Below are 22,629 nucleotides of genomic sequence, written 5' to 3'. Positions count from 1 at the left end.
AAGCCGCGGCGTGCTTACTGGAACCCGATCGCGTCGACGGTGCCGGTCGGGCAACCGGCCTTGTTGGTCGGCACCGAGGCGAGCAACAGGTCCTTGAGCGAAGCGTTCGGGCCGATCGGACCGGCAAGGCCAAGCGTCAGTTCGCCGATCAGCCGCCGGCCGCTCGTGGGATCGATGACGCAGGACACCCGCACGCGGTCCCCTGCCCCGGCGCCGAACGCGGTGTCGAAGGCACCACGTATCTGGTCCGCCGTCAGTTTGCCGCCAATGTTCTTGACGAAGAGATCGCGCACCGGCGAGCTGTTGACCTCCCGCATCAGGCTGAGCGCATCCGCAAAATACTCCTGCTGGCTCTTGCCGTAGCAGGTGCCGTGCTTGATCCACTCATGCCGCTCCAGCTGGGACGCCGTGCCCGGCATCACCTGATCGAGCTCCTTGCGGGTGCCGGCGTCCAGATTGACCGGCGGCAGGTCCTTCCAGTGAGCCGGATTGTCGTTGGCCTTGTCGTTGGCCGCCACCTGGCAATAGAAATTGCCGTTCGGCTGCGGCCACAGGCCGTGCAGGGTGAAATTGGTGGCATCGAACTCGTTCGGGTTCTGCGCCTTGCACTCGGTCTTGTTCGACTTGGTCTCGCAAAAAGCCGGCTGCCAGCTCAGCGCGAAGACATATTCGGGTTTGCCAGAGGCGGCGAGCTTGCCTTGTCCGCCAGGTGCCGCCGGCACCGTCGCCGCACTGCTGCCCGACAGATGGCCGCAACTGACCTTCACCCAGCGGCGCTCCGGATCGGCGCCCGGCACCAGGATCAGATAATGTGTCGGCGCGTCCTTGTTGCCGGCCAGCAGCTGGTAGCTCTGTCCGGCATCGGTCGAGACATTGCCGGGATTCTTGCTGTTCTTGATGGCTTGCGTTGCCGGACAGGCAGCGTCGGCGACGAAAGTGCCGCTCATCTTGACGTCGGCATGCGCCGCGCCGGCCAGCGATACCGCCAGCATGGCCAATCCGAAAACAACACCAATGCGCATGAGAATCCCCGGCTGAAGAAAGTGGGCGACAGACTGAAGCTGTCTCCATGTCAGAATTGCGATGTTTTGCTGGCCAAACGCAAGAAACATCGTCGCGCAAAAGCAGTTGCTGTGGATTGACGCGAAACCGGCGCCGGCGCAAACAAAACCAACAACGATAAATAGGGGCGAGAGCAGGCGGCCATGCCTTTCAGTCAACAACGCATGGTCCGCTCACCGACCGGCGCCGATCTCAATCTCCTCGTCAGGCATGCCGACGGCCGGCCACGTGCCGTCGTCCAGATCAATCATGGCCTGGCCGAACACGCCGCGCGCTATGCCGTTTTCGCCGATTTCCTGGCCGCGCGCGGCTTCCACGTCTATGTTCACGACCATCGCGGCCATGGCGCGACCAAGGCGCCCGACGCGCCGCTCGGCAAATTCGCCGACAAGGATGGCCAGGCCAAGGTGATCGCCGACGTCGATGCCATCCATGACCTGATCGCCAGCGAATGCCCTGATCTGCCGGTCATCCTTTTCGGTCATTCGATGGGCGCGTCGATAGCGCTGAACTACCTTTTGAGCCACTCGCCGCGTGTCCATGCCGCCGCGATCTGGAACGGCAATTTCTCGCAAGGGCGGCTTGGGCAGGTGGCGCTGGGCATCCTTGCCTGGGAACGGATGCGGCTGGGCTCCGACGTTCCATCGCGCCTGCTGCCGAAACTCACCTTCCAGGCCTGGGGCAAGGCGGTGCCCAACCATCGCACACTGTTCGACTGGTTGTCGCGCAACGAGGCGGAGGTGGCAAAATACATCGCCGATCCGCTATGCGGCTGGGACGCCTCGGTGTCGATGTGGCACGATGTGGTCTCGATGGCGATGAACGGCGGCAAGGATGCCGGGTTCACGAGCGTGCGGCGCGACCTTCCGGTCGCCATCGTTGGCGGCGAGAAAGACCCCGCTTCGGACTACGGCAAGGGCATCACCCACCTTGCCAACCGCATGCTCAGGATGGGCTTTTCGAATCTCGTTTCAAAGGTTTACGCCGACACCCGCCACGAAAGCCTGAACGAGGTGAATCGCGACATCATCATGGACGATTTCGCCGCTTGGGCCGACGGTGCCCTGAAGGCGTGACGGATTGGCCTATTGCAAGGGCCGTGACAGCCCTTGCCGGGCTTGGTAGAGCCTCTGCTTTCGCGGCAATCACGGTGATTGCGGCAATCATGGTGATTTATGGCTGAACCCCCGCTGAAAGGCGTCCGCGTCATCGAACTCGCCCGCATCCTGGCCGGCCCCTGGGCTGGACAGTTGCTTGCCGATCTCGGCGCCGATGTCATCAAGGTCGAAAGCCCCGACGGCGGCGACGACACCCGCAAATGGGGCCCGCCCTTCGTCATGAGCCATGACGGCGAGAACCTGTCGGCCGCCTATTACCATTCCTGCAATCGCGGCAAGCGCTCCATCGCCATCGACTTTTCGACGCCTGAGGGTGCCGAAACCATCCGCCGGCTGGTCGCCACATCGGATGTGCTGATCGAGAATTTCAAGCTCGGCGGGCTCAGGAAATACGGGCTCGACCATGACAGCCTGCGCCAGATCAACCCCCGCCTCGTCTATTGCTCGATCACCGGGTTTGGCCAGGACGGTCCGTATGCGCCACGCGCCGGCTACGACTTCATCATCCAGGCCATGGCCGGCATGATGTCGATCACCGGCGAGCCTGGCCGTGAGCCGCAAAAGGCCGGCGTCGCCATCTCGGACATCTTCACCGGGCTTTATTCGGTCATCGCCATCCAGGCCGCGCTGCGGCACGCCGACCAGACCGGCCAAGGCCAGCACATCGACATGGCGCTGTTCGACACGCAGATCTCGGCGCTCGGAAATCAGAACCTCAACTATCTCGTCTCCGGCAAGTCGCCGGTGCAGATGGGCAATGCGCATATGAACATCGCGCCTTACGAGGTGGTGCCGGTCCGTGACGGCCACATCATCCTGGCGGTCGGCAATGACGGTCAGTTCCAGAAATTCTGCGCCGCCGTCGGGCTGGGCGATCTGCCCGCCAATCCCGATTTCGCTACCAACCCCGCCCGGGTCGCCAACCGGGTCAAGCTGCGCGAACGCGTCGTCGAGGCGCTGAGCATCCTTGATCGCGATCCGCTGCTGGCAAAGCTCGAAGCCGCCGGCGTGCCGGCGAGCCCGATCAACACGATCGGCCAGATGTTCGCCGACCCGCAGACGATCGCGCGCGGCATGCGGCTCGACCTCGACGACGGCCATGGCAACCGTCTGCCTTCCGTGCGCGCGCCGATGGTGATGTCGGGCACGCCGCTGGTCTATGAACGCCCTTCGCCGCGCCTAGGCGAACATACCGACGAAATCCTCGCTGAGCTGGAGAGATCAGGCAAATGAAGACCGGTGGACAACTGATCGTCGAAGCGCTGGAAGCGAACGGCACCGACCGTATCTTCTGCGTGCCGGGCGAATCCTATCTCGCGGTGCTCGACGCGCTGCACGACTCGGCGATCCGCACCATCGTCTGCCGCCAGGAAGGTGGCGCCGCGATGATGGCGGACTGCCAGGGCAGGCTGACCGGCAAGCCGGGCATCTGCTTCGTCACCCGTGGCCCCGGCGCCACCAACGCCTCGGCCGGCATCCACATCGCCATGCAGGATTCGGTTCCGCTCATCCTGTTCATCGGCCAGGTCGCCAGCCACGCCAAGGAGCGGGAGGCGTTCCAGGAGGTGGACTACAAGAGGTTCTTCGGCGACATCGCCAAATGGGTGGTCGAGATCGACGACGCCGCGCGCATCCCGGAATTCGTCACCCGTGCTTTCGCCGTGGCGACATCGGGGCGTCCCGGCCCGGTGGTCATCTCGTTGCCCGAGGACATGCTGACCAGCGTGGTCGACGCGCCGGACGCACTTCCCCATACGCCGGTCGAGACATACCCCGGCGCGGCCGAACTCGACGCGCTGGAGATGCTGCTTGCCAGCGCCAAGCGCCCGTTCGTCATCCTCGGCGGCACGCGCTGGAATGAGGAAGCGGTGGCGCACATGCGCGCCATATCAGAGACATGGTCGCTGCCGGTCGGCTGTTCCTTCCGACGCCAGATGCTGTTCGACCATCTGCACCCGAACTATGCCGGCGATGTCGGCATCGGCATTAATCCGAAACTGGCCAACGCCATCAAACAGGCCGACCTCGTGCTGCTGATCGGCGGCCGCATGGGCGAAATGCCGTCTTCCGACTATACGCTGCTGAAAAGCCCCTACCCCGACCAGGCGCTGGTTCATGTTCACGCCGATGCCGGCGAGCTCGGCCGCGTCTACCGGCCGACGCTGGCGATCCACGCCTCGCCCTCGGCTTTCGTCGAGGCTTTCGCCAAACGCAAACCGGCTGCGACACCAGGTTGGAACGAAGAGCCGGCGAAACTGCACGCCGCCTATCTCGACTGGTCGACACCACCGGAAACCGGCCCCGGCCCGGTCCAGATGGGACCGATCATGAATTATCTGGAGAAGGTACTTCCCGACGACGCCATCCTCACCAACGGTGCCGGCAACTACGCCACCTGGGTGCATCGCTTCCACCGCTCCCGCCGCTTCGGTACACAAGCCGCGCCGACATCGGGTTCGATGGGCTATGGCACCCCGGCCGCGGTCGCCGCCAAGGCGCTATTCCCGGAGCGCACCGTGATCGCCTTTGCCGGCGACGGCTGCTTCCTGATGAACGGCCAGGAATTCGCCACCGCCGTGCAGTATGACCTGCCGATCATCGTCATCGTCGTCAACAACGGCATCTACGGCACGATCCGCATGCACCAGGAGCGCGAATATCCCGGCCGTGTCGTCGGCACCGGCCTCAAGAACCCCGATTTCGCATCGCTGGCCCGTGCCTATGGCGGCCATGGCGAGACAGTTGAGAAGACGGCCGATTTCGCGCCCGCCTTCGAGCGAGCGCGCGCCAGCGGCAAGCCGGCGATCGTTGAAATCAGGCTCGATCCGGAAGCAATCACGCCGACCCGCACACTCACTCAGATCCGCGATAAGGCGTGATTCAAAAGGGGCGGTTATAAGCCCCTTTTGTCGAAGCGCTTGCGCTACTTCGCTGCCTCGATCTGGCCGCGGATCTCGCCGTCCTTGTTGGCGGCGGTGTGGACGTTGACATAATAGTTGCCAGCCGCCAGGTCGGCAGCCTGTGCGTCCGTCAGCGTTGCGGACCCCTTGATCGGGCTCTTGAGCTTGCCTTTGAACGGGATGACGGGAGCGGCATTCGCACCCATCGCCGCCGGGCCGTGAATATGCGCTGCCGTCGCCGGTCCGCTGAGGCCGGAATATTTCACGTCCCAGCTGAGCTTCTTCTTGGTGGTGTCGAATGTGAGGGTGGCGGTGCCCTTGCCCTTAGTGGTTACGGGCGGGCTCTGTTGGCTGCCGTCGAGCGTCGCCTTGTACTTCACCACCTCGGCCATGGCCGGGGATGCGAAGACGAAAGCGGTCGAAATGGCCAACGCCGAAAGCACCGGCAAGATGGAATATGTGCGCATTAAGGACCTCCGTGGCTGTCGCATGCGTCGCGGCTCCCCGTCACGCGCATGCTCAACCGCAACGGCTGGGCGGCGCAATGTTTCCCTGCACACGGTTTTGTGACCGGAAAGCAGCAAAAGGGGCGATCGCCCGCCCCTTCTGTCGCCAGAGAGTCGTCAGACCGCCGCCAACGCCTGCGTCAGATCGGCGATCAGATCGTCGGGATGTTCGACGCCAATCGACAGCCTGACCGTGGTCTCGAGCACGCCGATGCGCTGCCGCACGTCGAGGGGAATGCCGGAGTGGGTCATCGCCGCCGGGTGGCTGGCGAGCGACTCCGTGCCGCCGAGGCTTACCGCCAGCTTGAATATCTGCAGGGCGTTGAGGAAGGCGAAAGCCGCCTTCTCACCGCCCTTGATGTCGAAGGAGAAGGTCGAGCCGGCGCCGCTGCATTGCGCCCTGTAAGTGCGGCCAGCTGGCGTGTCCTCGCCCAGGAACGGCAGATAATGCACCTTCTCGACCTTGGCGTGGTCACGCAGGTATTCGGCGACCAGGCGCGCATTGTCGTTGGCCCGCTCCATGCGGATCGACAGCGTCTCCAGCGAACGGCCGAGCATCCAGCAGGAATGCGGGTCGAGCTGCGTGCCGATCGCGCCGCGCAGCGCCTTGATCGGCTTGGTGACCGCCTTGCTGCCCATGGCCGCGCCCGCGATCAGGTCGGAATGGCCGCCGACATATTTGGTCAGCGAATAGACCGAGACGTCGGCGCCGTGCTCGATCGGCCGCTGGAACACCGGGCCGAGCAGCGTGTTGTCGCAGACGATGATCGGCCTTGAGCCCTGCCTGGCGCCGATCTCGTCGGCGATCGTCTTGATCAGCGCAATGTCGACAAGGCTGTTGGTCGGGTTCGACGGCGTCTCGATCAGGATGACCGACACGCGCCCCTTCGCCACCGCGGCATCGGCGGCTGTGCGCACCGCTTTCTCGTCAACACCGTCGGCAAAGCCGACGGCGCCGATGCCGAATCCGGCAAGCGTGCGCGTCAACAGCGTCTCGGTGCCGCCATAGAGCGGCTGCGAATGCAGGATGACATCGCCCGGGCGGGCATAGGCGAGCAGCGTGGTGGCGATCGCCGACATGCCGGATGAAAACAGGATGCAGGCATCCGTCCCCTCATAGACCGCCAGCCGGTCCTCGACGATCTCGCTGTTGGGATGGTTGAAGCGCGAATAGACCAGACCCGACGCCGTGCCGCTCGGCGGCTCCTTGCGGCCGGACGTGTAGTCGAAGAAGTCGCGTCCCTCTTCCGCCGATTTGAACACGAAGGTCGAGGTCAGGAACACCGGCGGCTTGACCGCGCCCTCCGAAAGCTGCGGATCGAAGCCGTAGCTCAGCATCAGCGTCTCCGGATGGAGCTTGTGGTTGCCGATATGGGTTTTCGACGGACGCGGCGCGGTCATGGCTTTTCCTGCTTTTCGAGGGGTATTCCGCCGCAATTTATGCGATCCCGATCAGCCAGTCGTTGCTATTCTTGGGCTCGCATGGCTGCATGTCGGCAATAAATTGCCGCGAGAGAGCGAAAGTGCAGCAGAAGATAGCCGACGACTTCGACCTCAGGATTCTCAGGGAATTGCGGGCGGATGCCCGCATCACCAACAACGAGCTTGCCGAGCGCATCGGCCTGTCGCCGTCGCCTTGCCTCAGGCGCGTGCGGCGGCTGGAGGAGACCGGCGTCATCAGGGGCTATACCACGCTGGTCGACCCCGCCGCCTTCGGTTGGAGCATGGTCGCCATCGCCACCATCCGGCTCAGCCGGCAGAACGAGGACGAGATCGTCATGTTCGAGGACGCGATCCGCGGCTGGGAAGAGGTGCTGGAATGCCATCTCGTCACCGGTTCGCGCGACTATGTGCTGAAGGTGGTGACGGGCAGCCTCGAACAGTATGAGCGCTTCGTCAAGGAGAAGATCGCGCGGCTGAAATGCGTCGCCTCGATCGAGACCAGCTTCGTCATGAACACCATAAAGGAACGGCGCCTCTGAGGGCGCCGTTCCATTTTACGTTGTGAGCATGACCTTTGCGGGATCACGCTCTGCAAGGTTTACTTGATCGCCTTGTCGGTGATGGCGGTGGTGTAGGCGCCGGTCGGCTCCTTGGTGATGATCTTCTGGTCGAGCAGCGCCTTGGCGGTGCGCTCGTAGGTCGCCGGATCGAGCTTGCCGTCGGCATTGTCGATCAGCTTGGCGACTTCGCTCATCATCCGCTTCTGGTGGTTCTCGTCCTGACCGCCGCCGTCCATGACGATGCCGGCGGCTTCGTCATTGTTGTCGACGGCGTATTTCCAGCCCTTCATCGAGGCGCGCACGAAACGCACCATCTTGTCCTCGAAGGCCGGGTCCTTGAGCTTGTCTTCCGAGGCATAGAGCCCGTCCTCGAGCAGGTCGTTGCCCATGGCCGAGTAGTTGAACACGGTGAGCTGTTCCGGCTTGTAGCCGGCGTCGATCAGCTGCCAGTACTCATTGTAGGTCATGACCGAGATGCAGTCCGCCTGCTTCTGGATCAGCGGCTGCACGTCGAAGCTCTGCTTCAAGACGGTGACGCCGTCCGGGCCGCCTTCGGTCTTGAGGCCGAGCTTGTTCATCCAGGCGTAGAACGGATACTCGTTGCCGAAGAACCAGACACCGAGTGTGTGGCCCTTGAAGTCGGCTTCGGTCTTGATCGGGCCGTCCTTCGGGCAGACCAGCTCCATGCCGGCCTTCTTGAACGGCTGGGCAATGTTGACCAGCGGCACGCCCTTTTCGCGCGCGGCCAGTGCACCACCCATCCAGTCGACGATGACGTCGGCGCCGCCGCCGGCGATCACCTGCTCGGGCGCAATGTCCGGGCCGCCCGGCTTGATGTCGACGTCGAGACCCTCGGCTTCATAGAAACCCTTGGCCTTGGCGACATAGTAGCCGGCAAACTGGGCCTGCGTGACCCATTTCAACTGCAACGTCACCTTGTCGGCGGCCATTGCCTGGAACGCGGCCAGCGACATCGCGCCGGCCAGAACGGGAATAATCAGTTTTTTCATTCTTTTACCCTCTGAAGTTAGTGCTCTTAAACCCACCGCCCCTATCCACCACGGACAGAGGGATGCCAAAACGTGACGGCTCTTTCGACAAGAGCGACCACGCCATAAAAGACCGAACCCGCAAGTGCTGCAACTGCGATTTCGGCCCAGACCATGTCGATGTTCATCCGCCCGACCTCGGTCGAGATGCGGAAGCCCATGCCGACCACGGGCGTGCCGAAGAACTCGGCGACGATGGCGCCGATCAGCGCCAGCGTCGAGTTGATCTTCAGTGCGTTGAAGATGAAGGGGGCCGCCGCCGGCAGCCTGAGCTTGACCAGCGTCGGCCAGTAACCCGACGCATAGGTACGCATCAGGTCGCGCTCCATATGGCCTGAGGCGGCCAGACCGGCGACTGTGTTCACCAGCATCGGGAAGAAGGTCATGATGATGACGACAGCCGCCTTGGACTGCCAGTCGAAGCCGAACCACATGACCATGATCGGCGCCACGCCGATGATCGGCAGCGCCGAGACCATGTTGCCGATCGGCAAGAGCCCACGCCGCAGGAACGGCACGCGGTCGGCGAGGATCGCGGTGATGAAACCGGCGCCGCTGCCGACGACATAGCCGAAGAGCACCGCCTTGAAGATGGTCTGCCGGACATCAGCGCCGAGCACCGGCAGGGAGCTGGCGATGCGCGCGCCAATGGCGCTGGGCGGCGGCAACAGAATGAAGGGAATGCCGGCGCCGCGCGTCACCGCTTCCCAGATGATCAGGATCCAGGCGCCGAATATGGCCGGGATGATCAGGCGCAGCGCGTTGCGGGCCAAGCCCCTCATCGGACGAAGGCTGGACAGCACCGCCACGCAGCGCCAGCCAAGCAGCCAGGCGGCCGTGAGCAGCAGGAAATACGGCGCCAGTGCCGTGCCTTCGAACCCCGCGATGCCCGAGATCAGCAGCCAGGCAACGAGATGGGCGCCGACAAACAGCACGGCAGCCTCCGCAAGGGACGGAATCCTGATCATCGAGATCAGCGCCGCCACGATCGCCAGGCCGAGCATCAAACCCTTGGTTCCGGGATAGGGATAGTTGATGCTGGTGGTCGGGTCCGCAAGCGCTGCCGCTTCCGGCTTCGACATCGCGCCGAGGGCGACCGCTATCAGGCAGAGCACGATCGCCAGCACCGCTTGCCAGGAGGGTTTCAGCCAGTTCATGCCGGCCTCCCGCCCATGGCGCGGTCGACGAGGCGACCGGCAATGCCGACCACCATGACCAGAAGTGCCGCCACGATGGAACCCGCGACCAACGCCGACCAGATGTCGATGGACTGGCTGTAATAGGCGCCGGCGAGCAGCTTGGCACCGATGCCGGCGACGGCACCGGTGGGCAGTTCGCCGACGATGGCGCCGACCAGGCTCGCCGCCACCGCCACCTTCATCGAGGTGAACAGGAACGGCACCGAGGCCGGGACACGCAATTTCCAGAAGGTCTGCGCACGGCTGGCATTGTAGGTGTGCATCAGGTCGAGATGCATGATCTCGGGCGAGCGAAGCCCCTTCACCATGCCGACGGTCACCGGGAAGAACGACAGATAGGTCGAGATCATCGCTTTCGGGATCAGGCCGGTGATGCCGATCGCCGCCAGCACGACGATGATCATCGGCGCCACCGCCAGGATCGGAATGGTCTGCGAAGCGATGATCCACGGCATCAGGCTGCGGTCGAGCGTCGCCACATGCACGATGCCGACCGCGATGATGATGCCGAGCGCGGTGCCGAAGGCAAAGCCGAGCAGCGTCGAGGACAATGTCACCCAGGCGTTGTAGACGAGGCTGCGGTTCGAATTGATGGGCCGCAGGAAGGTGTTTTCGAAGAAGTTCACCGCCACCTGATGCGGCGCCGGGAGCGTCGGCTTCGGCTGCGACAGCGTCTTGCCGATGAATTCGACGGTGCCGGGGGTTTCGTTGGCACGAGTGTCGAGATCGCGCTGGAATGGCGCGTTGAGGACGACGGCCATGACGTACCAGAGCACGACCACGCCGGCCAGGATCGAGGTGACAGGGACGAGCTTGTCGCGGAAGGAGTCCATCTAGCGAGCCTCGCTGGTGAGGCGACCGCTCCGCGCAACGCGAGCGGCCCACCACGCCTTCGTCATCCTAGGGCGGAGCAGGCGCGAAGCGGCCTGCGCAGACCCTAGGATCCATTCCGTGACGTTGGTCGAAGGGCGCAAGCGGCTGAGAATGCCCGCCAAACGGTGCGAGGTGCAGGGAGCCACGCTCAGGACCGTTGCGGAGCATAAAGGTAACGGCATGGATCCTAGGGTCTGCGCCGCGTCGCTTCGCTCCTTGCTCCGCCCTAGGATGACGAAGACACGGATAGCCGCCCCCTCACCCGACCCCCGCTTCGCTCCGGCCACCCTCTCCCCGGTGGGGAGAGGAGGAACCTCGTCCTGAGCCCGCTCAATCATCATAGCTGTGCCCTGCCCGCAGACCATCGCGCACGCGCGCGGCGATCGCCAGAAACTCCGGCGTTTCGCGGATGTCGAGCGGCCGCTCCTTCGGCAGTGTCGATTCGATGATGTCGCTGACACGCCCCGGGCGCGGTGACATGACCACGATGCGCGTCGAGAGGTAGACGGCTTCGGGAATGGAGTGGGTGACGAAGCAGATGGTCTTGTTGGTGCGCGCCCACAGTTGCAGCAATTGCTCGTTGAGATGGTCGCGCACGATCTCGTCCAGCGCGCCGAATGGCTCGTCCATCAACAAGAGGTCGGCGTCGAAGGCGAGCGCACGCGCGATCGAGGCGCGCTGCTGCATGCCGCCGGAAAGCTGCCAGGGGTATTTCTTCTCGAATCCCGAGAGGTTGACGAGGTCGAGCGTGCGCTTGATGCGCTCGGCCTGCTCCGCCCTGGAGAGGCCCATGATCTCCAGCGGCAGCGCGACATTGCGTTCGATCGTGCGCCACGGAAACAGCGCGGCGGCCTGGAAGACATAGCCATAGGCGCGCTTCTCGCGGGCCTGCTCCGCGGTCATGCCGTTGACCGAAATCGTCCCCGATGTCGGTTTCTCCAGGTCGGCTATGACGCGCAGCAGCGTGGTCTTGCCGCAACCCGACGGCCCGATGAAGGAGACAAATTCTCCCTTGCCGATGGTCAGGTCGACATTGGACAGCGCCTGGACCGGTCCGTCATTGGTCTGGAAGGTGAGGCCAAGTTTGCTTGCCGCGACGACGGCTGGCGAAATTCCGGTCATCGGCTGCCGCCTGCCTGTTCCCGCCCCTGCGGCGCCGTCCGGATTCCGATTGCTTTTATAGCGATGTTGTTTTCCACTCGCCCAGTCCCATTGGTCTTGTCCCACTCAAATCGACGCCCGGAGTTCCCCGATGTCGCCCAAACCCACTTGCCATCTTATCCGCCCTGAAAGCACTTATGAAGGCAAGCAGGGATTGACCTATTTCGCCGGCATCGCCACCGAATCGGTCGGCTCGTCCGGCATCTGCATGCATGTGCTCACCATGCCGCCCGGCGCCCGCGCCAAGGCGCATCTGCATGAGAACCACGAGACCGCGATCTACGTCCTCTCCGGCGAAGTCCATACCTGGTATGGCGACCGGCTCGAACACCACATCGTCGTCAAGGCCGGCGACCTCTTCTACATCCCCGCCGGCGTACCGCATCTGCCGGCCAATCTGAGCAACGCCCCGTCCTCGGCCGTCATCGCCCGCACCGACCCCAACGAACAGGAAAGCGTCGTCCTGCTGCCGGAACTGGATGGCCTGGTCGCCTGAGGCTGACGGGATCGCCGTCATTTGCACGGCACGACTTCTCCCATGACGTTGCCGTCCTCATCGGTGATCGTCAGCTTCTTGGCGTTCTTGGCGCTGTGCTTGATGGTGAACTTGGTCGGCTCCTGTCCGTCTTCGCCTTCCGCCTCGCATGTCGCCGTCACCACCAGCGATCCGTCAGCCTGCGCTTGCGTCTTCGAGAAGGTGCAGGCGCTGGCGGCGGTGATCAATTCCTTGTCGGTCAAAAGCAGCATCTGGTCGGCGGCGACTTCCTGGCCATTGCGGTTGATACAGCCATATTTGTCGCCATAGGGTTTCGACAGGTCGATGCCTGCCGCCAAAGCCTGACCAGCAGCCAAAATGACAACCATCGCAACAGACAGACCAAAACCACGCATGCTCATTCCCCCATTGCCCAGATTCAAGAACATGATTGCAGCGGCCCCAATTCCTCAAGGCCGGGGATGGTGACGAAGAAGCCATCCTCTCCCTTATTCGTGACCACGACGGTTTCGGCCGTTGTCCCCGCCTCACCCTCGGCGGAACAGCTGGACTTCACGGATTGCGCACCCGGCGCCACCGTCAATCGCTGCGCGAAACGGCAGCCGCTGCCGTAGGTCTCGATGCCTTCCGCCGTCAGCACGATATAGCCGTCGCTGTCCTGATGGCCGGCCTTGACGCCGGCGCAGCCTTCATCATTGCCCCAGGAACCGGCCAGCACGCCGGAAGCAGTTGCCGGACCACCGGCAACCGTCGCCAGGACCAGGGCGATGAGCGCCGCGGATCGCGCCAAGCTCAGACGCCCGTCGCCGGGATGCCGGTGCGCTCCACCTTGCGCGGCGCGGTAATCTCTTTCCACGTCGACAGCGCCCGGTTTACCGCGGCGTTCGGCTCGCGGCCGACAAATTGGCCATGCCCCGGCTTTGCCTTGACCTCGGCCTCCTCGATCGACAGTTCGCCACGCGAGAAGACGAAGCGCGGCAGGCCGGTCACCTCGACGCCCTCGAACACGTTGTAGTCGATGACCGACTGCTGCTTCTTCGAGGAAATCGTCTTCTTCCGCTTCGGATCCCAGACGATGATGTCGGCGTCAGCGCCTTCGACGATGGCGCCCTTCCTCGGATACATGTTGAGGATCTTGGCGATGTTGGTCGAGGTCACCGCCACGAACTCGTTCATCGTCAGCCGCCCGGTGTTGACGCCCCGGGTCCACAGCACCGGCATGCGATCTTCAAGACCGCCGGTGCCGTTGGGGATCTTGGTGAAATCGCCGACGCCGAAGCGCTTCTGCTTGGTGGTGAAGGCGCAATGGTCGGTCGCCACAACTTGCAGCGACCCAGCCTGCAAGCCGGCCCACAGCGAATCCTGATGCAGTTTGTTACGGAAGGGCGGGCTCATCACGCGGCGCGCCGCATGATCCCAGTCCTTGTCGAAATATTCGCTCTCATCCAACGTCAGGTGCTGGATCAGCGGCTCGCCGAACACGCGCATACCCTTCTGGCGCGCCCGGCGGATCGCCTCGTGGCTCTGCTCGCAGGAGACATGCACGACATAGAGCGGCACACCGGCCATGTCGGCGATCATGATGGCGCGGTTGGTCGCCTCGCCTTCCACTTCCGGCGGGCGCGAATAGGCATGGCCCTCGGGTCCATTGTTGCCGGCGGCCAGCAGCTTCTGCGACAGGGCTGCAACCACGTCGCCATTTTCGGCATGCACCAGCGGCAGCGCGCCAAGGTCGGCGCAGCGCTGGAACGACGCATACATCTCGTCGTCATCCACCATCAGCGCGCCCTTGTAGGCCATGAAGTGCTTGAACGAGGTGATGCCCTTGTCGACGACGGTCGCCATCTCGTCGAACACCTGCTTGCCCCACCAGGTGATCGCCATGTGGAAGGAGTAGTCGCACGACGCCTTGGAGGTCTTGTTGTCCCACATCTGCAGGGCCTCTAACAGCGATTGCTGCGGCGCCGGCAGACAGAAATCGACGACCATCGTGGTGCCGCCGGCAAGGGCCGCACGCGTGCCGGACTCAAAATCATCGGCCGAATAGGTGCCCATGAACGGCATTTCGAGATGGGTATGCGGGTCGATGCCACCCGGCATCACATAGCAGCCGGTGGCGTCGTACTCATGGTCGCCATGCAGGTCGGAACCGATGGCGACGATCTTGCCGTGGCTGAACAGCACGTCGGCCTTCCAGCTGCGGTCAGCGGTGACGACGGTGCCGTTCTTGATGACTTTGGTCATTTTCTTGTTCCCTTGTTCTTTTCGCGCTTCTTTATGAGCGGCGTTTGGAATCTGGATGTCTAAAGCTCACTCCACGATGACAGCCGTCTCCACCACCGCGTGGAACAGCACGTCGGCGCCGGCAGAAGCCCATTCCTTGGTGATCTCCTCGGCCTCGTTGTGGCTAAGCCCATCGACGCAGGGGCACATCACCATGGCGGTCGGCGCGACGCGGTTGATCCAGCAGGCATCGTGGCCGGCACCCGAGACGATGTTGCGGTGCGTGTAGCCAAGCCGTTCGGCGGCATCGCGGATGGCCTTCACGCAGCCGGCATCGAAAGTGACCGGATCGAAATGGCCGACCTGCTCGACCTTGTACTGGATATCCAGCGCCTCGCAGATCGTGTCGATGCCTTCGCGGATGCGGCCGTCCATGGCGTCCAGCACTTCCTTCTCGGGCGAGCGTATGTCGATGGTGAATACGGTGCGGCCGGCGATGATGTTGCGCGAATTGGGATAGACCTCCATGTGGCCGACCGCGCCGACGGCGTCGGGCTGGTAGTCCATGGCGATTTCGTGCACCAGTTCGATGACGCGGGCCATGCCGAGACCGGCATTGCGGCGCTTGGGCATCGGCGTCGAGCCGGTATGCGCCTCCTTGCCGGTCAGCGTCACCTGCAGCCATTTCAGTCCCTGGCCGTGGGTGACGACACCGATGTCGATGTCTTCGTCCTCGAGGATCGGGCCCTGCTCGATATGCAGTTCGAAGAAGGCGTGGATCTTGCGATCGCCGACTTTCTCGGTGCCCTTCCAGCCGATGCGCTCCAGCTCCTCGCCGAATTTCTTGCCGTTCTTGTCCGTGTGCTCATAGACATCGGCCTGATCGAGCACACCGGCGAACACGCCCGACGCCATCATCGCCGGCGCGAAACGCGAGCCTTCCTCGTTGGTCCAGTTGGTGACGACGATCGGATGTTTTGTCTTGATGCCGAGATCGTTGAGCGAGCGCACGACTTCCAGCCCGCCCAGAACGCCGAGCACGCCGTCATATTTGCCGCCTGTAGGCTGCGTGTCGAGATGGCTGCCGACATAGACCGGCGGCAGGCTGGGATCGGTGCCCTCGCGGCGGGCAAACATGGTGCCCATCTCGTCGAGGCCCATTTCGAGCCCGGCGGCCTCGCACCAGCGCTTGAACAGATGCCGGCCTTCGCCGTCTTCGTCGGTCACGGTCTGGCGATTGTTGCCGCCGGCAATGCCGGGGCCGATCTTCGCCATCTCCATCAGCGAATCCCACAAACGATCTGAATTGATTCGCAGATTCTCGCCGGGTGCGGCCATTCAAAATCCTTCCATTTCATGCTCTGGGCGGGTGGCGGTTCCCATCGCCACCCGCCCAGATAAAAGCAAGTCTAGTCTATCGACCGCAGCACTTCACGCACATGGTCGATCAGTTCGTTGATCTGGCCCTTGGTGATGATCAGCGGCGGCGACAGCGCGATGATGTCGCCGGTGGTGCGGATCAGCGCGCCGCGCTCGAACGCCTTGACGAAGGCCGAGAAGGCGCGCTTGGTCGGGCTGCCGGCGATCGGCGCCAGTTCGATCGCGCCGATCAGGCCGATGTTCCTGATGTCGATGACATGCGGCTCGCCCTTCAGCGAGTGCAGCGCGTCTTCCCAATAAGGCGCCAGTTCCTCGCCACGGGTAAGCAGGCCTTCTTCCTTGTAGGTATCGAGCGTGCCGAGTGCGGCCGCACACGCGATCGGATTGCCCGAATAGGTGTAGCCGTGGAAGAACTCGATCATGTGCTCGGGGCCGGTCATGAAGGCGTCATGGATTTCCTTCTTCACGAACACCGCGCCCATCGGGATGACGCCGTTGGAGACGCCCTTGGCGGTGGTCATGATATCGGGAACCACGCCGAAATAGTCGGCCGCGAACGGTGCCCCAAGACGGCCGAAACCGGTAATGACCTCGTCGAAGATCAACAGGATGCCATGCTTGGTGCAGATTTCGCGCAGCTTCTGCAGATAGCCCTTGGGTGGCAGGATGACGCCGGTGGAGCCGGCGACCGGCTCGACGATGACGGCGGCGATGGTCGAGGCGTCATGCAGCGCGACGATGCGTTCCAGCTCGTTGGCGAGTTCCGCGCCATGTTCCGGCACGCCCTTGGAGAAGGCATTCTTCTCCGGCAGATGCGTGTGCGGCATGTGGTCGACACCGCCGAGCAGCGTGCCGAACATCTTGCGGTTGGTGACGATGCCGCCGACCGAGATGCCGCCGAAATTGACACCGTGATAGCCGCGCTCGCGGCCGATCAGGCGGGTGCGCGAGCCCTCGCCCTTCACCCGGTGATAGGCGATCGCCATCTTCAGCGCGGTCTCGACCGATTCCGAACCGGAATTGGTGAAGAACACGTGGTCCATCCCCTTGGGCGCGATGTCCACCAGGCGGTTGGCCAGTTCGAACACGATCGGATGGCCCATCTGGAAGGCAGGCGCGTAGTCGAGTTCGGCGGCCTGGTGCTGGATCGCCTCAGTGATCTTCGGCCGGCAGTGGCCGGCATTGACGCACCACAGGCCGGCGGTGCCGTCCAGCACCTTGCGGCCGTCGCTGGTCGTGTAATGCATGTCCTTGGCGGACACGAACATGCGTGGCGCCTGCTTGAACTGCCGGTTTGCCGTGAACGGCATCCAGAATGCACTGAGATCGTTCGGCGTGACTTTCAGCCGGTTGGACATGACCAAGACTTCCCCTTGTAACCTGTTTCGGTGCGTCCAACGCTTGGTCTTTGCGCCATTTTCATGCTACGCAAATTTTTGACCGATTGGACAAACGTTAGCACCGCCCTGTCGGCGGTCAAGGGATTACTAGCGGAAATGCGGCTCCTGAAGTGCGTTCCACAGCCTGGGGAAAAACTGGTCCAGAGAATTGGTCCAGATGACCTTGAACGCGAGATTTGGCAAAGCAAGGGTCCGCAACGGTGAACACCGGCACGGAAGCCCCCCGCCGCACCCGCATCCAGCAGGAAAAGCGCGAAGTCATCCTGGAGGCCGCGCTCGAGGTGTTCTCCACCAACGGCTTCCGCGGCTCGACCATAGACCAGATCGCCGAAGCCGCCGGCATGTCGAAGCCGAACCTGCTCTATTACTTCCGCCGCAAGGAAGACATTCATGAGACTTTGATGCAGCGCCTGCTCGACACCTGGCTGGCGCCGTTGCGTGAACTCGACGACATCGGCGATCCCATGACCGAGCTCAGGAGCTATATCAGGCGCAAGCTCGAAATGGCGCGCGATTTTCCGCGCGAGAGCCGGCTGTTCGCCAACGAGATCCTGCAAGGCGCGCCGCGCATCATGCCGCTGCTGGCCGGCGAATTGAAGACGCTGGTCGACGAGAAGGCATCCGTCATCAAGGGCTGGATGCGTGCCGGCAAGATCGCCAAGACCGACCCCTGGCACCTGATCTTCTCGATCTGGGCGACGACGCAGCACTATGCCGATTTCGACGTCCAGGTCCGCGCGGTGCTGGGACCGAACCGCGGCGGCGACGGCCGCTTCGAGGACGCGGCGCGGTTTCTGGAGCAGTTGTTTCTCGAGGGGCTGAAGCCGAAGGGCTGACCCGATGGTTCAGGCGCTGCGACGCTCGGCCGGAAGGTCGTCGAGCAGATTGCGCAGCTTGGCGATCGAGTTCTGCTCGGCGAGCGGCGTGTAGACGATCAGTTTCATGTCCGAGCCGTCATCGATCGACAGGCTCATATGCTCGAACACCATCGGACCGGCCGTGGGGTGGCGCAGGTGCTTCATGCCGGACAGGCGGTGCACGACGTCGCGCTGCGGCCACCATTCCCGGAACTCCGGACTTGAGCGCATCATCAGCGCGATCAGCCGCTCGAAATCCGGATCGCCGACATACTTCGCGCTTTCGGCACGGAACGCGGCGAGAGTAGCGCGGGCCACCTGCTCCCAGTCGACCAGCAGATGCCGACGGTGCGGATCGGTGAAAACGCCATGGATGATGTTGCGGGCATCCCCCTCCAACAGACCGTAATCGCCGAAAATGGCAACGGCCGCGTCATTCCAGGCCAGCACGTCCCAGCGCGGGCCGACGACATAGGCGGGCTGCAGGACCAGGCTCTGCAGCATGTGCAGCAAGGGCCCGTCGACCTTCGCCGGCACGATGCGCCGCCGCTCCGGCTGCTGGCGGCCGGCAAGCGTGAACAGATGACGCTTCTCAGCCGGGTCCAGCCGCAGCGCCTCGCTGAGCGCCGTCAGCACTTCCACCGACGGGCGCACGTCCCTGCCCTGCTCCAGCCAGGTGTACCAAGTGGTGCCGACACCGGCGATCATCGCCACTTCTTCGCGGCGCAGGCCCGGCGTGCGCCGCCTGAGGCCGGTCGCGATACCGGTTGCCGAGGGCGTCAGCCTCTCGCGTCGCGAGCGCAGGAAAGCGCCGAGCTCGCGCCGGCGGCTGTCTTCAGCGGAATGAGAGGGAGCATCCATGACGCTTATTATAGCAGTACTGATACCAGGATAAAGTTTGAACTGTTTGAGGCCTGCCGGATGTCCCATCTTCGGCTCGGAGCGACGAAATGGAGGCTCCGGACATGGACCTGAAAGACAAGACAATCCTCATCACCGGCTCGACCGATGGCGTCGGTCGCGTCGTTGCGCAAAGGCTGGGCGCCGTCGGCGCACGCGTGCTGGTGCACGGCCGCGATGCCACGCGCGGCAAGGCCGTCGTCGCCGAAATCGAGACCGCCGGCGGCAGAGCCGACTTCCTGGCCGCCGACCTCGCATCGCTGGCCGAAATTCGCCGCATCGCCGAGGCCGTGCGCGCCCGAACGGATCGGCTCCACATCCTCATCAACAATGCCGGCATCGGCACTGCCGGTGCCAAGCGACAAGTCAGCGCCGACGGTTACGAACTGCGTTTCGCGGTCAACTATCTCGCCAGCTTCCTGCTGACCTTTGACCTTCTGCCGCTAATGAAGGCGAGTGCGCCGGCGCGCATCGTCAATGTCGCTTCAGCCGGCCAGCAGGCAATCGACTTCGGCGATGTAATGTTGGCTGAGGGCTATAGCGGCGTGCGCGCCTACTGCCAGAGCAAGCTGGCGCAGATCCTGTTCACCGTCGATCTGGCGGAAGAGCTGAAAGGCACCGGCGTCACCGTCAACGCGCTGCATCCGGCGAGCTACATGAACACCACCATGGTCCGGCAGGCGGGCGTGACGCCATGGAGTTCGGTCGAAACCGGCGCCGACGCGATCGTCAACCTCGCGACGTCGTCCGCGCTCGAAGGACGCAGCGGTCTCTATTTCGACGGCCTGCGCGAATCCCGCGCCGACGCCCAGGCCTACGACGCCAGGGCAAGACAAGAATTGCGCAGCCTGAGCCTCGACCTTGTCGGGCTGGCAACAGCGAAGGAGGAACATTCATGACCGACAGGACAGAACACACAGTCATCATCGGCGGCTCATCCGGCATCGGCCTGGCGACCGCGCGCAAGCTGATTGGGCCGGGCATGAAGGTAACGATCACCGGGCGCAACCCGGACAAGCTCAACGGCGCCTGGAAGAGCCTTGGCGGCGCTGCGGAAAAGGCCGCGTTCGACGCTTCGAAGCCGGATGAAGTGCGTCAGTTCTTCGCGGGCCTCGGCCCGTTCGACCACCTTGTTCTGGCCGCGAGCGGCGGCAAGGGCCTTGGTCCCTTCGAAACCCTCGACCTTGCCGACATCGGCAGTGGCGTCGAGGAGAAGGTGCGGCCGCAACTGTCGTGCCTGCAGGCAGCGCTGCCGACGCTCAGCAAGAGCGGATCTGTCACCTTCATATCGGCGGTATCGGCTCAGGTCGCCATGCCAGGCATCGCCGGCATCGGCGCCATCAACGGCATGCTGTTGACCGTGGCGCCGATCCTGGCGGTGGAGTTGAAGCCGCTGCGCGTCAACGTCGTGGCGCCCGGTGTGATCGACACGCCGTGGTGGGACTTCTTGCCCGACGAGCAGCGACAGGCGGTCTTTGCCGGATATGCCAACAAGACGCCCGTGGGCCGGGTTGGCCGTGCCGAGGATGTCGCCTCTGCGATAGCCTTCCTCGTCTCCAACGGTTTCATGACCGGCCAGGTGCTGACCTGCGACGGCGGCTTGCGATTTGCCGCGTGACTTCGGCTTTAGAATGACTGTGCGATCAGCGTCAGGAAGCCGCCGCCCAGCGCGACATTGCCGACGACGCCGTTGATGCGTGCCGCGCGGTCCGGGCCCTGATGGTCCCAGAAATTGTGGAACATCGGTGTCGCGACGACCAGGAACACCACCAGCACCGCGCAGGCTATCGCGGTCCAGAGACCAGCCATCACCAAGGCGCCGGCAATGATCTGGAGCACAATGCCGGCCCACAAGGCCAGCCGCGCCCGTGGCACGCCGCGCGCGGTCATCAGCCCTGTCAGGAAAGCCGCGTTCTGGATGTTGCGCAGGCCGGCGAAGACGAAGGCGCCGCCGAGCAACAGGCGGCCGAGAAACAACAGGGTCGAAGGCAAATCGACAGGCATCAGACGCCCCTTTGAAACTGTTGGAGCGCCGCCGCCTCGGCGGCGCTCCCATGGCGGAAGAAAATCAGGCTGCCTTGGCAGCCGGCATCGGATGGATGGCGTGGAACGGGATGCAAAGCCGGTTCCAGGTGTTGATCATGCCGAGCGCAACCGACAGCTTGACCAGTTCCTCGTCCGAGAAATGCTCAAGCGTGCGGGCATAAAGTTCGTCAGAGACGCCATTGTCGGCGATCAGGGTCACCGCTTCGGTCCAGGCGAAGGCGGCGCGCTCGCGTTCGGAAAACAGCGGCGATTCCTTCCAGGCCGCGACGAGATAGAGCCGCTGCTCGGTTTCTCCGTCGCGCCTCGCCTCGCGGCTGTGCATCTCGACACAGTAGGAGCAGCCATTGATCTGCGAGGCCCTGAGCTTGATCAGGTGCAGCAGGCTCACCTCCAGCCCGCATTCGTCGACCACCTTGTTGAGCGCCGACACCGCCTTCATGATTTCGGGCGCCTTGGCGAAGAATTGCATCCTCTGTTTCATCTTGATGTCCTTTCATGTCTGCTTTGGATTTTGCGGGGTGGAACTGGATTTCTGCGGCCGCTGGTGGCGCGCGACGAAGGCGCAGCTCGCGGCGAACGATCTGGGGTCCCCTTCCGACGCGTAGTCCGCCACGATGTCGGACAGCTTCGTCTCGGCGAGCGCTGCCCGATAGGCGCGCTCGGCTTTCAGCATCGCGGCATTGATGCCGCAGGGTTTGACATAGGCCGAGGCGTCGAGCTTGACCGGACCGTTGCGGCGGATCTCGCCGCAGCGAAAAGCCGGTTCACGCCCCTCGATGGCCAGCACGATGTCGAGCAGAGTGATGCTCTCCGCCGGCCGCGCCAGCCGGTAGCCGCCAGCTGGCCCCGATACCGATTCCAGGATGCGCGCCGCGCACAGCATGTTGAGATGTTTCAGCAGATAGCTCGGCGACAGCCCAAAGGACTCGGCAAGCGCAGCACCCGGCATTGTGCTGTTTCCGTCCACGCTGGCCAGCGTGGCCGCACAGTGGATGGCCGCCTCAACGCCCTCGCCAAGCCTCATGATGCCGATCTCCAATTCATGGATATCTTTTATCGTGGATAATTTTTATCCGCAATAGAGAAATGCTAAAATTCACACGTTCGCGATGGCTTCACAGAACTTGGGTTCCTCGCACCCCGTTTCATGCAACGGCATGCACACACTTCCGAGCGGTTGGTCTTTGGCGATAGCGTGCATGGCAGCTTGGCGCATGCTGGTCGACCCCCACTCCGTCTCGGCTTCGCCGAGCCACCTCTCCCCCGATCGACGGGGGAGAGGAAAGGCGCGCCAGGCTTCTTGCCGTCAACGCTCGTCCAGCCAAGCTCCCTTCCTTTCCCTCTGGAGGGGGGAAGGTGGCGCTGCGAAGCAGCGACGGATTGGGGGAACCACGTGGCAATCAAGCCTCGGGCTGACCAGTCGCGCAAGTCACAGAAGATGTGTGCATAGCCCAGT

The 22,629-nt window shown here is 63.5% G+C and carries 24 protein-coding genes; 8 read left to right on the top strand and 16 right to left on the bottom strand.

The genetic code is table 11. The features are described 5' to 3' along the window. Nucleotides 1–14: 14 nt before the first annotated feature. Complete coding sequence (locus FJ977_RS29690) at nt 15–1,022, bottom strand: ribonuclease (protein WP_140775761.1); 1,008 nt, start codon at nt 1,020–1,022, stop codon at nt 15–17. 183 nt (nt 1,023–1,205) lie between these two features. Between FJ977_RS29690 and FJ977_RS29685 the strand changes: the two genes are divergently transcribed. The 3 genes from FJ977_RS29685 to FJ977_RS29675 all read left to right on the top strand — a co-directional run bounded on the left by FJ977_RS29685 (nt 1,206) and on the right by FJ977_RS29675 (nt 5,059). After that, nucleotides 1,206–2,138, top strand: coding sequence for an alpha/beta hydrolase (locus tag FJ977_RS29685; RefSeq protein ID WP_140775760.1), 933 nt, complete (start codon nt 1,206–1,208; stop codon nt 2,136–2,138). A gap of 99 nt (nt 2,139–2,237) precedes the next feature. Beyond that, nucleotides 2,238–3,413, top strand: a complete 1,176-nt coding sequence (locus tag FJ977_RS29680; RefSeq protein ID WP_140775759.1) for a CaiB/BaiF CoA-transferase family protein — start codon at nt 2,238–2,240, stop codon at nt 3,411–3,413. After that, entirely contained in the window at nt 3,410–5,059 is a 1,650-nt protein-coding gene (locus FJ977_RS29675; RefSeq protein WP_140775758.1) for a thiamine pyrophosphate-binding protein, read from the top strand. The genes FJ977_RS29680 and FJ977_RS29675 overlap by 4 nt, the downstream gene beginning before the upstream one ends. A 44-nt stretch (nt 5,060–5,103) precedes the next feature. Here FJ977_RS29675 and FJ977_RS29670 read toward each other — a convergent pair whose 3' ends face one another. Together FJ977_RS29670 and FJ977_RS29665 are read right to left on the bottom strand one after the other, a co-directional pair. Next, a complete protein-coding gene (locus FJ977_RS29670) occupies nt 5,104–5,547 on the bottom strand; it encodes a CHRD domain-containing protein (RefSeq protein WP_140775757.1) in 444 nt (147 codons plus the stop codon). 156 nt (nt 5,548–5,703) lie between these two features. After that, complete coding sequence (locus FJ977_RS29665; RefSeq protein WP_140775756.1) at nt 5,704–6,987, bottom strand: cystathionine gamma-synthase family protein; 1,284 nt, start codon at nt 6,985–6,987, stop codon at nt 5,704–5,706. 122 nt (nt 6,988–7,109) lie between these two features. Here FJ977_RS29665 and FJ977_RS29660 point away from each other — a divergent pair, with 122 nt between their 5' ends. Beyond that, complete coding sequence (locus FJ977_RS29660) at nt 7,110–7,568, top strand: Lrp/AsnC family transcriptional regulator (protein WP_140775755.1); 459 nt, start codon at nt 7,110–7,112, stop codon at nt 7,566–7,568. Nucleotides 7,569–7,627: 59 nt separating this feature from the next. Here the strand turns inward: FJ977_RS29660 and FJ977_RS29655 are convergent, their stop codons facing one another. The 4 genes from FJ977_RS29655 to FJ977_RS29635 all read right to left on the bottom strand — a co-directional run bounded on the left by FJ977_RS29655 (nt 7,628) and on the right by FJ977_RS29635 (nt 11,832). After that, a complete protein-coding gene (locus tag FJ977_RS29655) occupies nt 7,628–8,599 on the bottom strand; it encodes an ABC transporter substrate-binding protein (RefSeq protein WP_140775754.1) in 972 nt (323 codons plus the stop codon). Between the two features lie 41 nt (nt 8,600–8,640). Further along, on the bottom strand, nt 8,641–9,795 hold the full coding sequence (locus FJ977_RS29650; RefSeq protein ID WP_140775753.1) for an ABC transporter permease: 1,155 nt from the start codon (nt 9,793–9,795) through the stop codon (nt 8,641–8,643). Continuing rightward, the gene (locus tag FJ977_RS29645) at nt 9,792–10,670 is read right to left on the bottom strand and encodes an ABC transporter permease (protein WP_140775752.1); all 879 of its coding nucleotides are present in this window, start codon (nt 10,668–10,670) and stop codon (nt 9,792–9,794) included. The genes FJ977_RS29650 and FJ977_RS29645 overlap by 4 nt, the downstream gene beginning before the upstream one ends. Nucleotides 10,671–11,040: 370 nt before the next feature. Continuing rightward, nucleotides 11,041–11,832 (bottom strand): ABC transporter ATP-binding protein, encoded by a 792-nt coding sequence (locus tag FJ977_RS29635; protein WP_056571950.1) that lies wholly within the window; start codon nt 11,830–11,832, stop codon nt 11,041–11,043. Nucleotides 11,833–11,962: 130 nt separating this feature from the next. Between FJ977_RS29635 and FJ977_RS29630 the strand changes: the two genes are divergently transcribed. Beyond that, entirely contained in the window at nt 11,963–12,367 is a 405-nt protein-coding gene (locus tag FJ977_RS29630; protein WP_140775750.1) for a cupin domain-containing protein, read from the top strand. Between the two features lie 17 nt (nt 12,368–12,384). Here the strand turns inward: FJ977_RS29630 and FJ977_RS29625 are convergent, their stop codons facing one another. The 5 genes from FJ977_RS29625 to FJ977_RS29605 form a co-directional block, all read right to left on the bottom strand. After that, complete coding sequence (locus tag FJ977_RS29625; protein WP_181180111.1) at nt 12,385–12,762, bottom strand: hypothetical protein; 378 nt, start codon at nt 12,760–12,762, stop codon at nt 12,385–12,387. A gap of 23 nt (nt 12,763–12,785) precedes the next feature. Then, nucleotides 12,786–13,157 (bottom strand): hypothetical protein, encoded by a 372-nt coding sequence (locus tag FJ977_RS29620; protein WP_140775749.1) that lies wholly within the window; start codon nt 13,155–13,157, stop codon nt 12,786–12,788. A 2-nt stretch (nt 13,158–13,159) separates the two neighbouring features. Continuing rightward, the gene (hydA, locus tag FJ977_RS29615) at nt 13,160–14,611 is read right to left on the bottom strand and encodes a dihydropyrimidinase (RefSeq protein ID WP_140775748.1); all 1,452 of its coding nucleotides are present in this window, start codon (nt 14,609–14,611) and stop codon (nt 13,160–13,162) included. A gap of 66 nt (nt 14,612–14,677) precedes the next feature. Then, nucleotides 14,678–15,928 carry a Zn-dependent hydrolase gene (locus FJ977_RS29610; RefSeq protein WP_140775747.1) on the bottom strand — a complete coding sequence of 417 codons (1,251 nt, stop codon included), beginning with the start codon at nt 15,926–15,928 and terminating at the stop codon, nt 14,678–14,680. A 71-nt stretch (nt 15,929–15,999) separates the two neighbouring features. Continuing rightward, nucleotides 16,000–17,328 carry an aspartate aminotransferase family protein gene (locus FJ977_RS29605; protein WP_140775746.1) on the bottom strand — a complete coding sequence of 443 codons (1,329 nt, stop codon included), beginning with the start codon at nt 17,326–17,328 and terminating at the stop codon, nt 16,000–16,002. A gap of 242 nt (nt 17,329–17,570) precedes the next feature. Between FJ977_RS29605 and FJ977_RS29600 the strand changes: the two genes are divergently transcribed. Further along, nucleotides 17,571–18,206 (top strand): TetR family transcriptional regulator C-terminal domain-containing protein, encoded by a 636-nt coding sequence (locus FJ977_RS29600; protein WP_056571933.1) that lies wholly within the window; start codon nt 17,571–17,573, stop codon nt 18,204–18,206. Nucleotides 18,207–18,215: 9 nt separating this feature from the next. Here the strand turns inward: FJ977_RS29600 and FJ977_RS29595 are convergent, their stop codons facing one another. Then, nucleotides 18,216–19,088 (bottom strand): helix-turn-helix transcriptional regulator, encoded by an 873-nt coding sequence (locus FJ977_RS29595; protein WP_140775745.1) that lies wholly within the window; start codon nt 19,086–19,088, stop codon nt 18,216–18,218. A gap of 104 nt (nt 19,089–19,192) precedes the next feature. On the opposite strand from FJ977_RS29595, the gene FJ977_RS29590 reads away from it, so the two are divergent. Further along, the gene (locus FJ977_RS29590) at nt 19,193–20,026 is read left to right on the top strand and encodes an SDR family oxidoreductase (protein ID WP_140775744.1); all 834 of its coding nucleotides are present in this window, start codon (nt 19,193–19,195) and stop codon (nt 20,024–20,026) included. Continuing rightward, a complete protein-coding gene (locus tag FJ977_RS29585; RefSeq protein ID WP_140775743.1) occupies nt 20,023–20,745 on the top strand; it encodes an SDR family oxidoreductase in 723 nt (240 codons plus the stop codon). Before FJ977_RS29590 ends, FJ977_RS29585 begins: the two co-directional genes overlap by 4 nt. An 8-nt stretch (nt 20,746–20,753) precedes the next feature. On the opposite strand, the gene FJ977_RS29580 is transcribed toward FJ977_RS29585, so the two are convergent. The 3 genes from FJ977_RS29580 to FJ977_RS29570 all read right to left on the bottom strand — a co-directional run bounded on the left by FJ977_RS29580 (nt 20,754) and on the right by FJ977_RS29570 (nt 22,197). After that, nucleotides 20,754–21,131, bottom strand: coding sequence for a DoxX family protein (locus tag FJ977_RS29580; RefSeq protein ID WP_140775742.1), 378 nt, complete (start codon nt 21,129–21,131; stop codon nt 20,754–20,756). Between the two features lie 64 nt (nt 21,132–21,195). Beyond that, nucleotides 21,196–21,654, bottom strand: coding sequence for a carboxymuconolactone decarboxylase family protein (locus FJ977_RS29575; protein WP_140775741.1), 459 nt, complete (start codon nt 21,652–21,654; stop codon nt 21,196–21,198). A 12-nt stretch (nt 21,655–21,666) separates the two neighbouring features. Beyond that, the gene (locus FJ977_RS29570) at nt 21,667–22,197 is read right to left on the bottom strand and encodes an Rrf2 family transcriptional regulator (protein ID WP_140775740.1); all 531 of its coding nucleotides are present in this window, start codon (nt 22,195–22,197) and stop codon (nt 21,667–21,669) included. Nucleotides 22,198–22,629 lie beyond the last annotated feature (432 nt).

Source organism: Mesorhizobium sp. B2-1-3A (assembly GCF_006442655.1).
Lineage (GTDB): Bacteria > Pseudomonadota > Alphaproteobacteria > Rhizobiales > Rhizobiaceae > Mesorhizobium.
This window is presented reverse-complemented; position numbering and strand designations above follow the sequence as displayed.

Bases quoted from the DNA above. Each gene is read 5' to 3' on its own strand.
- FJ977_RS29690 (WP_140775761.1), bottom strand. From the start codon at position 1,022: ATGCGCATTGGTGTTGTTTTCGGATTGGCCATGCTGGCGGTATCGCTG.
- FJ977_RS29685 (WP_140775760.1), top strand. From the start codon at position 1,206: ATGCCTTTCAGTCAACAACGCATGGTCCGCTCACCGACCGGCGCCGAT.
- FJ977_RS29680 (WP_140775759.1), top strand. From the start codon at position 2,238: ATGGCTGAACCCCCGCTGAAAGGCGTCCGCGTCATCGAACTCGCCCGC.
- FJ977_RS29675 (WP_140775758.1), top strand. From the start codon at position 3,410: ATGAAGACCGGTGGACAACTGATCGTCGAAGCGCTGGAAGCGAACGGC.
- FJ977_RS29670 (WP_140775757.1), bottom strand. From the start codon at position 5,547: ATGCGCACATATTCCATCTTGCCGGTGCTTTCGGCGTTGGCCATTTCG.
- FJ977_RS29665 (WP_140775756.1), bottom strand. From the start codon at position 6,987: ATGACCGCGCCGCGTCCGTCGAAAACCCATATCGGCAACCACAAGCTC.
- FJ977_RS29655 (WP_140775754.1), bottom strand. From the start codon at position 8,599: ATGAAAAAACTGATTATTCCCGTTCTGGCCGGCGCGATGTCGCTGGCC.
- FJ977_RS29650 (WP_140775753.1), bottom strand. From the start codon at position 9,795: ATGAACTGGCTGAAACCCTCCTGGCAAGCGGTGCTGGCGATCGTGCTC.
- FJ977_RS29645 (WP_140775752.1), bottom strand. From the start codon at position 10,670: ATGGACTCCTTCCGCGACAAGCTCGTCCCTGTCACCTCGATCCTGGCC.
- FJ977_RS29635 (WP_056571950.1), bottom strand. From the start codon at position 11,832: ATGACCGGAATTTCGCCAGCCGTCGTCGCGGCAAGCAAACTTGGCCTC.
- FJ977_RS29630 (WP_140775750.1), top strand. From the start codon at position 11,963: ATGTCGCCCAAACCCACTTGCCATCTTATCCGCCCTGAAAGCACTTAT.
- FJ977_RS29625 (WP_181180111.1), bottom strand. From the start codon at position 12,762: ATGCGTGGTTTTGGTCTGTCTGTTGCGATGGTTGTCATTTTGGCTGCT.
- hydA (WP_140775748.1), bottom strand. From the start codon at position 14,611: ATGACCAAAGTCATCAAGAACGGCACCGTCGTCACCGCTGACCGCAGC.
- FJ977_RS29610 (WP_140775747.1), bottom strand. From the start codon at position 15,928: ATGGCCGCACCCGGCGAGAATCTGCGAATCAATTCAGATCGTTTGTGG.
- FJ977_RS29605 (WP_140775746.1), bottom strand. From the start codon at position 17,328: ATGTCCAACCGGCTGAAAGTCACGCCGAACGATCTCAGTGCATTCTGG.
- FJ977_RS29595 (WP_140775745.1), bottom strand. From the start codon at position 19,088: ATGGATGCTCCCTCTCATTCCGCTGAAGACAGCCGCCGGCGCGAGCTC.
- FJ977_RS29590 (WP_140775744.1), top strand. From the start codon at position 19,193: ATGGACCTGAAAGACAAGACAATCCTCATCACCGGCTCGACCGATGGC.
- FJ977_RS29585 (WP_140775743.1), top strand. From the start codon at position 20,023: ATGACCGACAGGACAGAACACACAGTCATCATCGGCGGCTCATCCGGC.
- FJ977_RS29580 (WP_140775742.1), bottom strand. From the start codon at position 21,131: ATGCCTGTCGATTTGCCTTCGACCCTGTTGTTTCTCGGCCGCCTGTTG.
- FJ977_RS29575 (WP_140775741.1), bottom strand. From the start codon at position 21,654: ATGAAACAGAGGATGCAATTCTTCGCCAAGGCGCCCGAAATCATGAAG.
- FJ977_RS29570 (WP_140775740.1), bottom strand. From the start codon at position 22,197: ATGAGGCTTGGCGAGGGCGTTGAGGCGGCCATCCACTGTGCGGCCACG.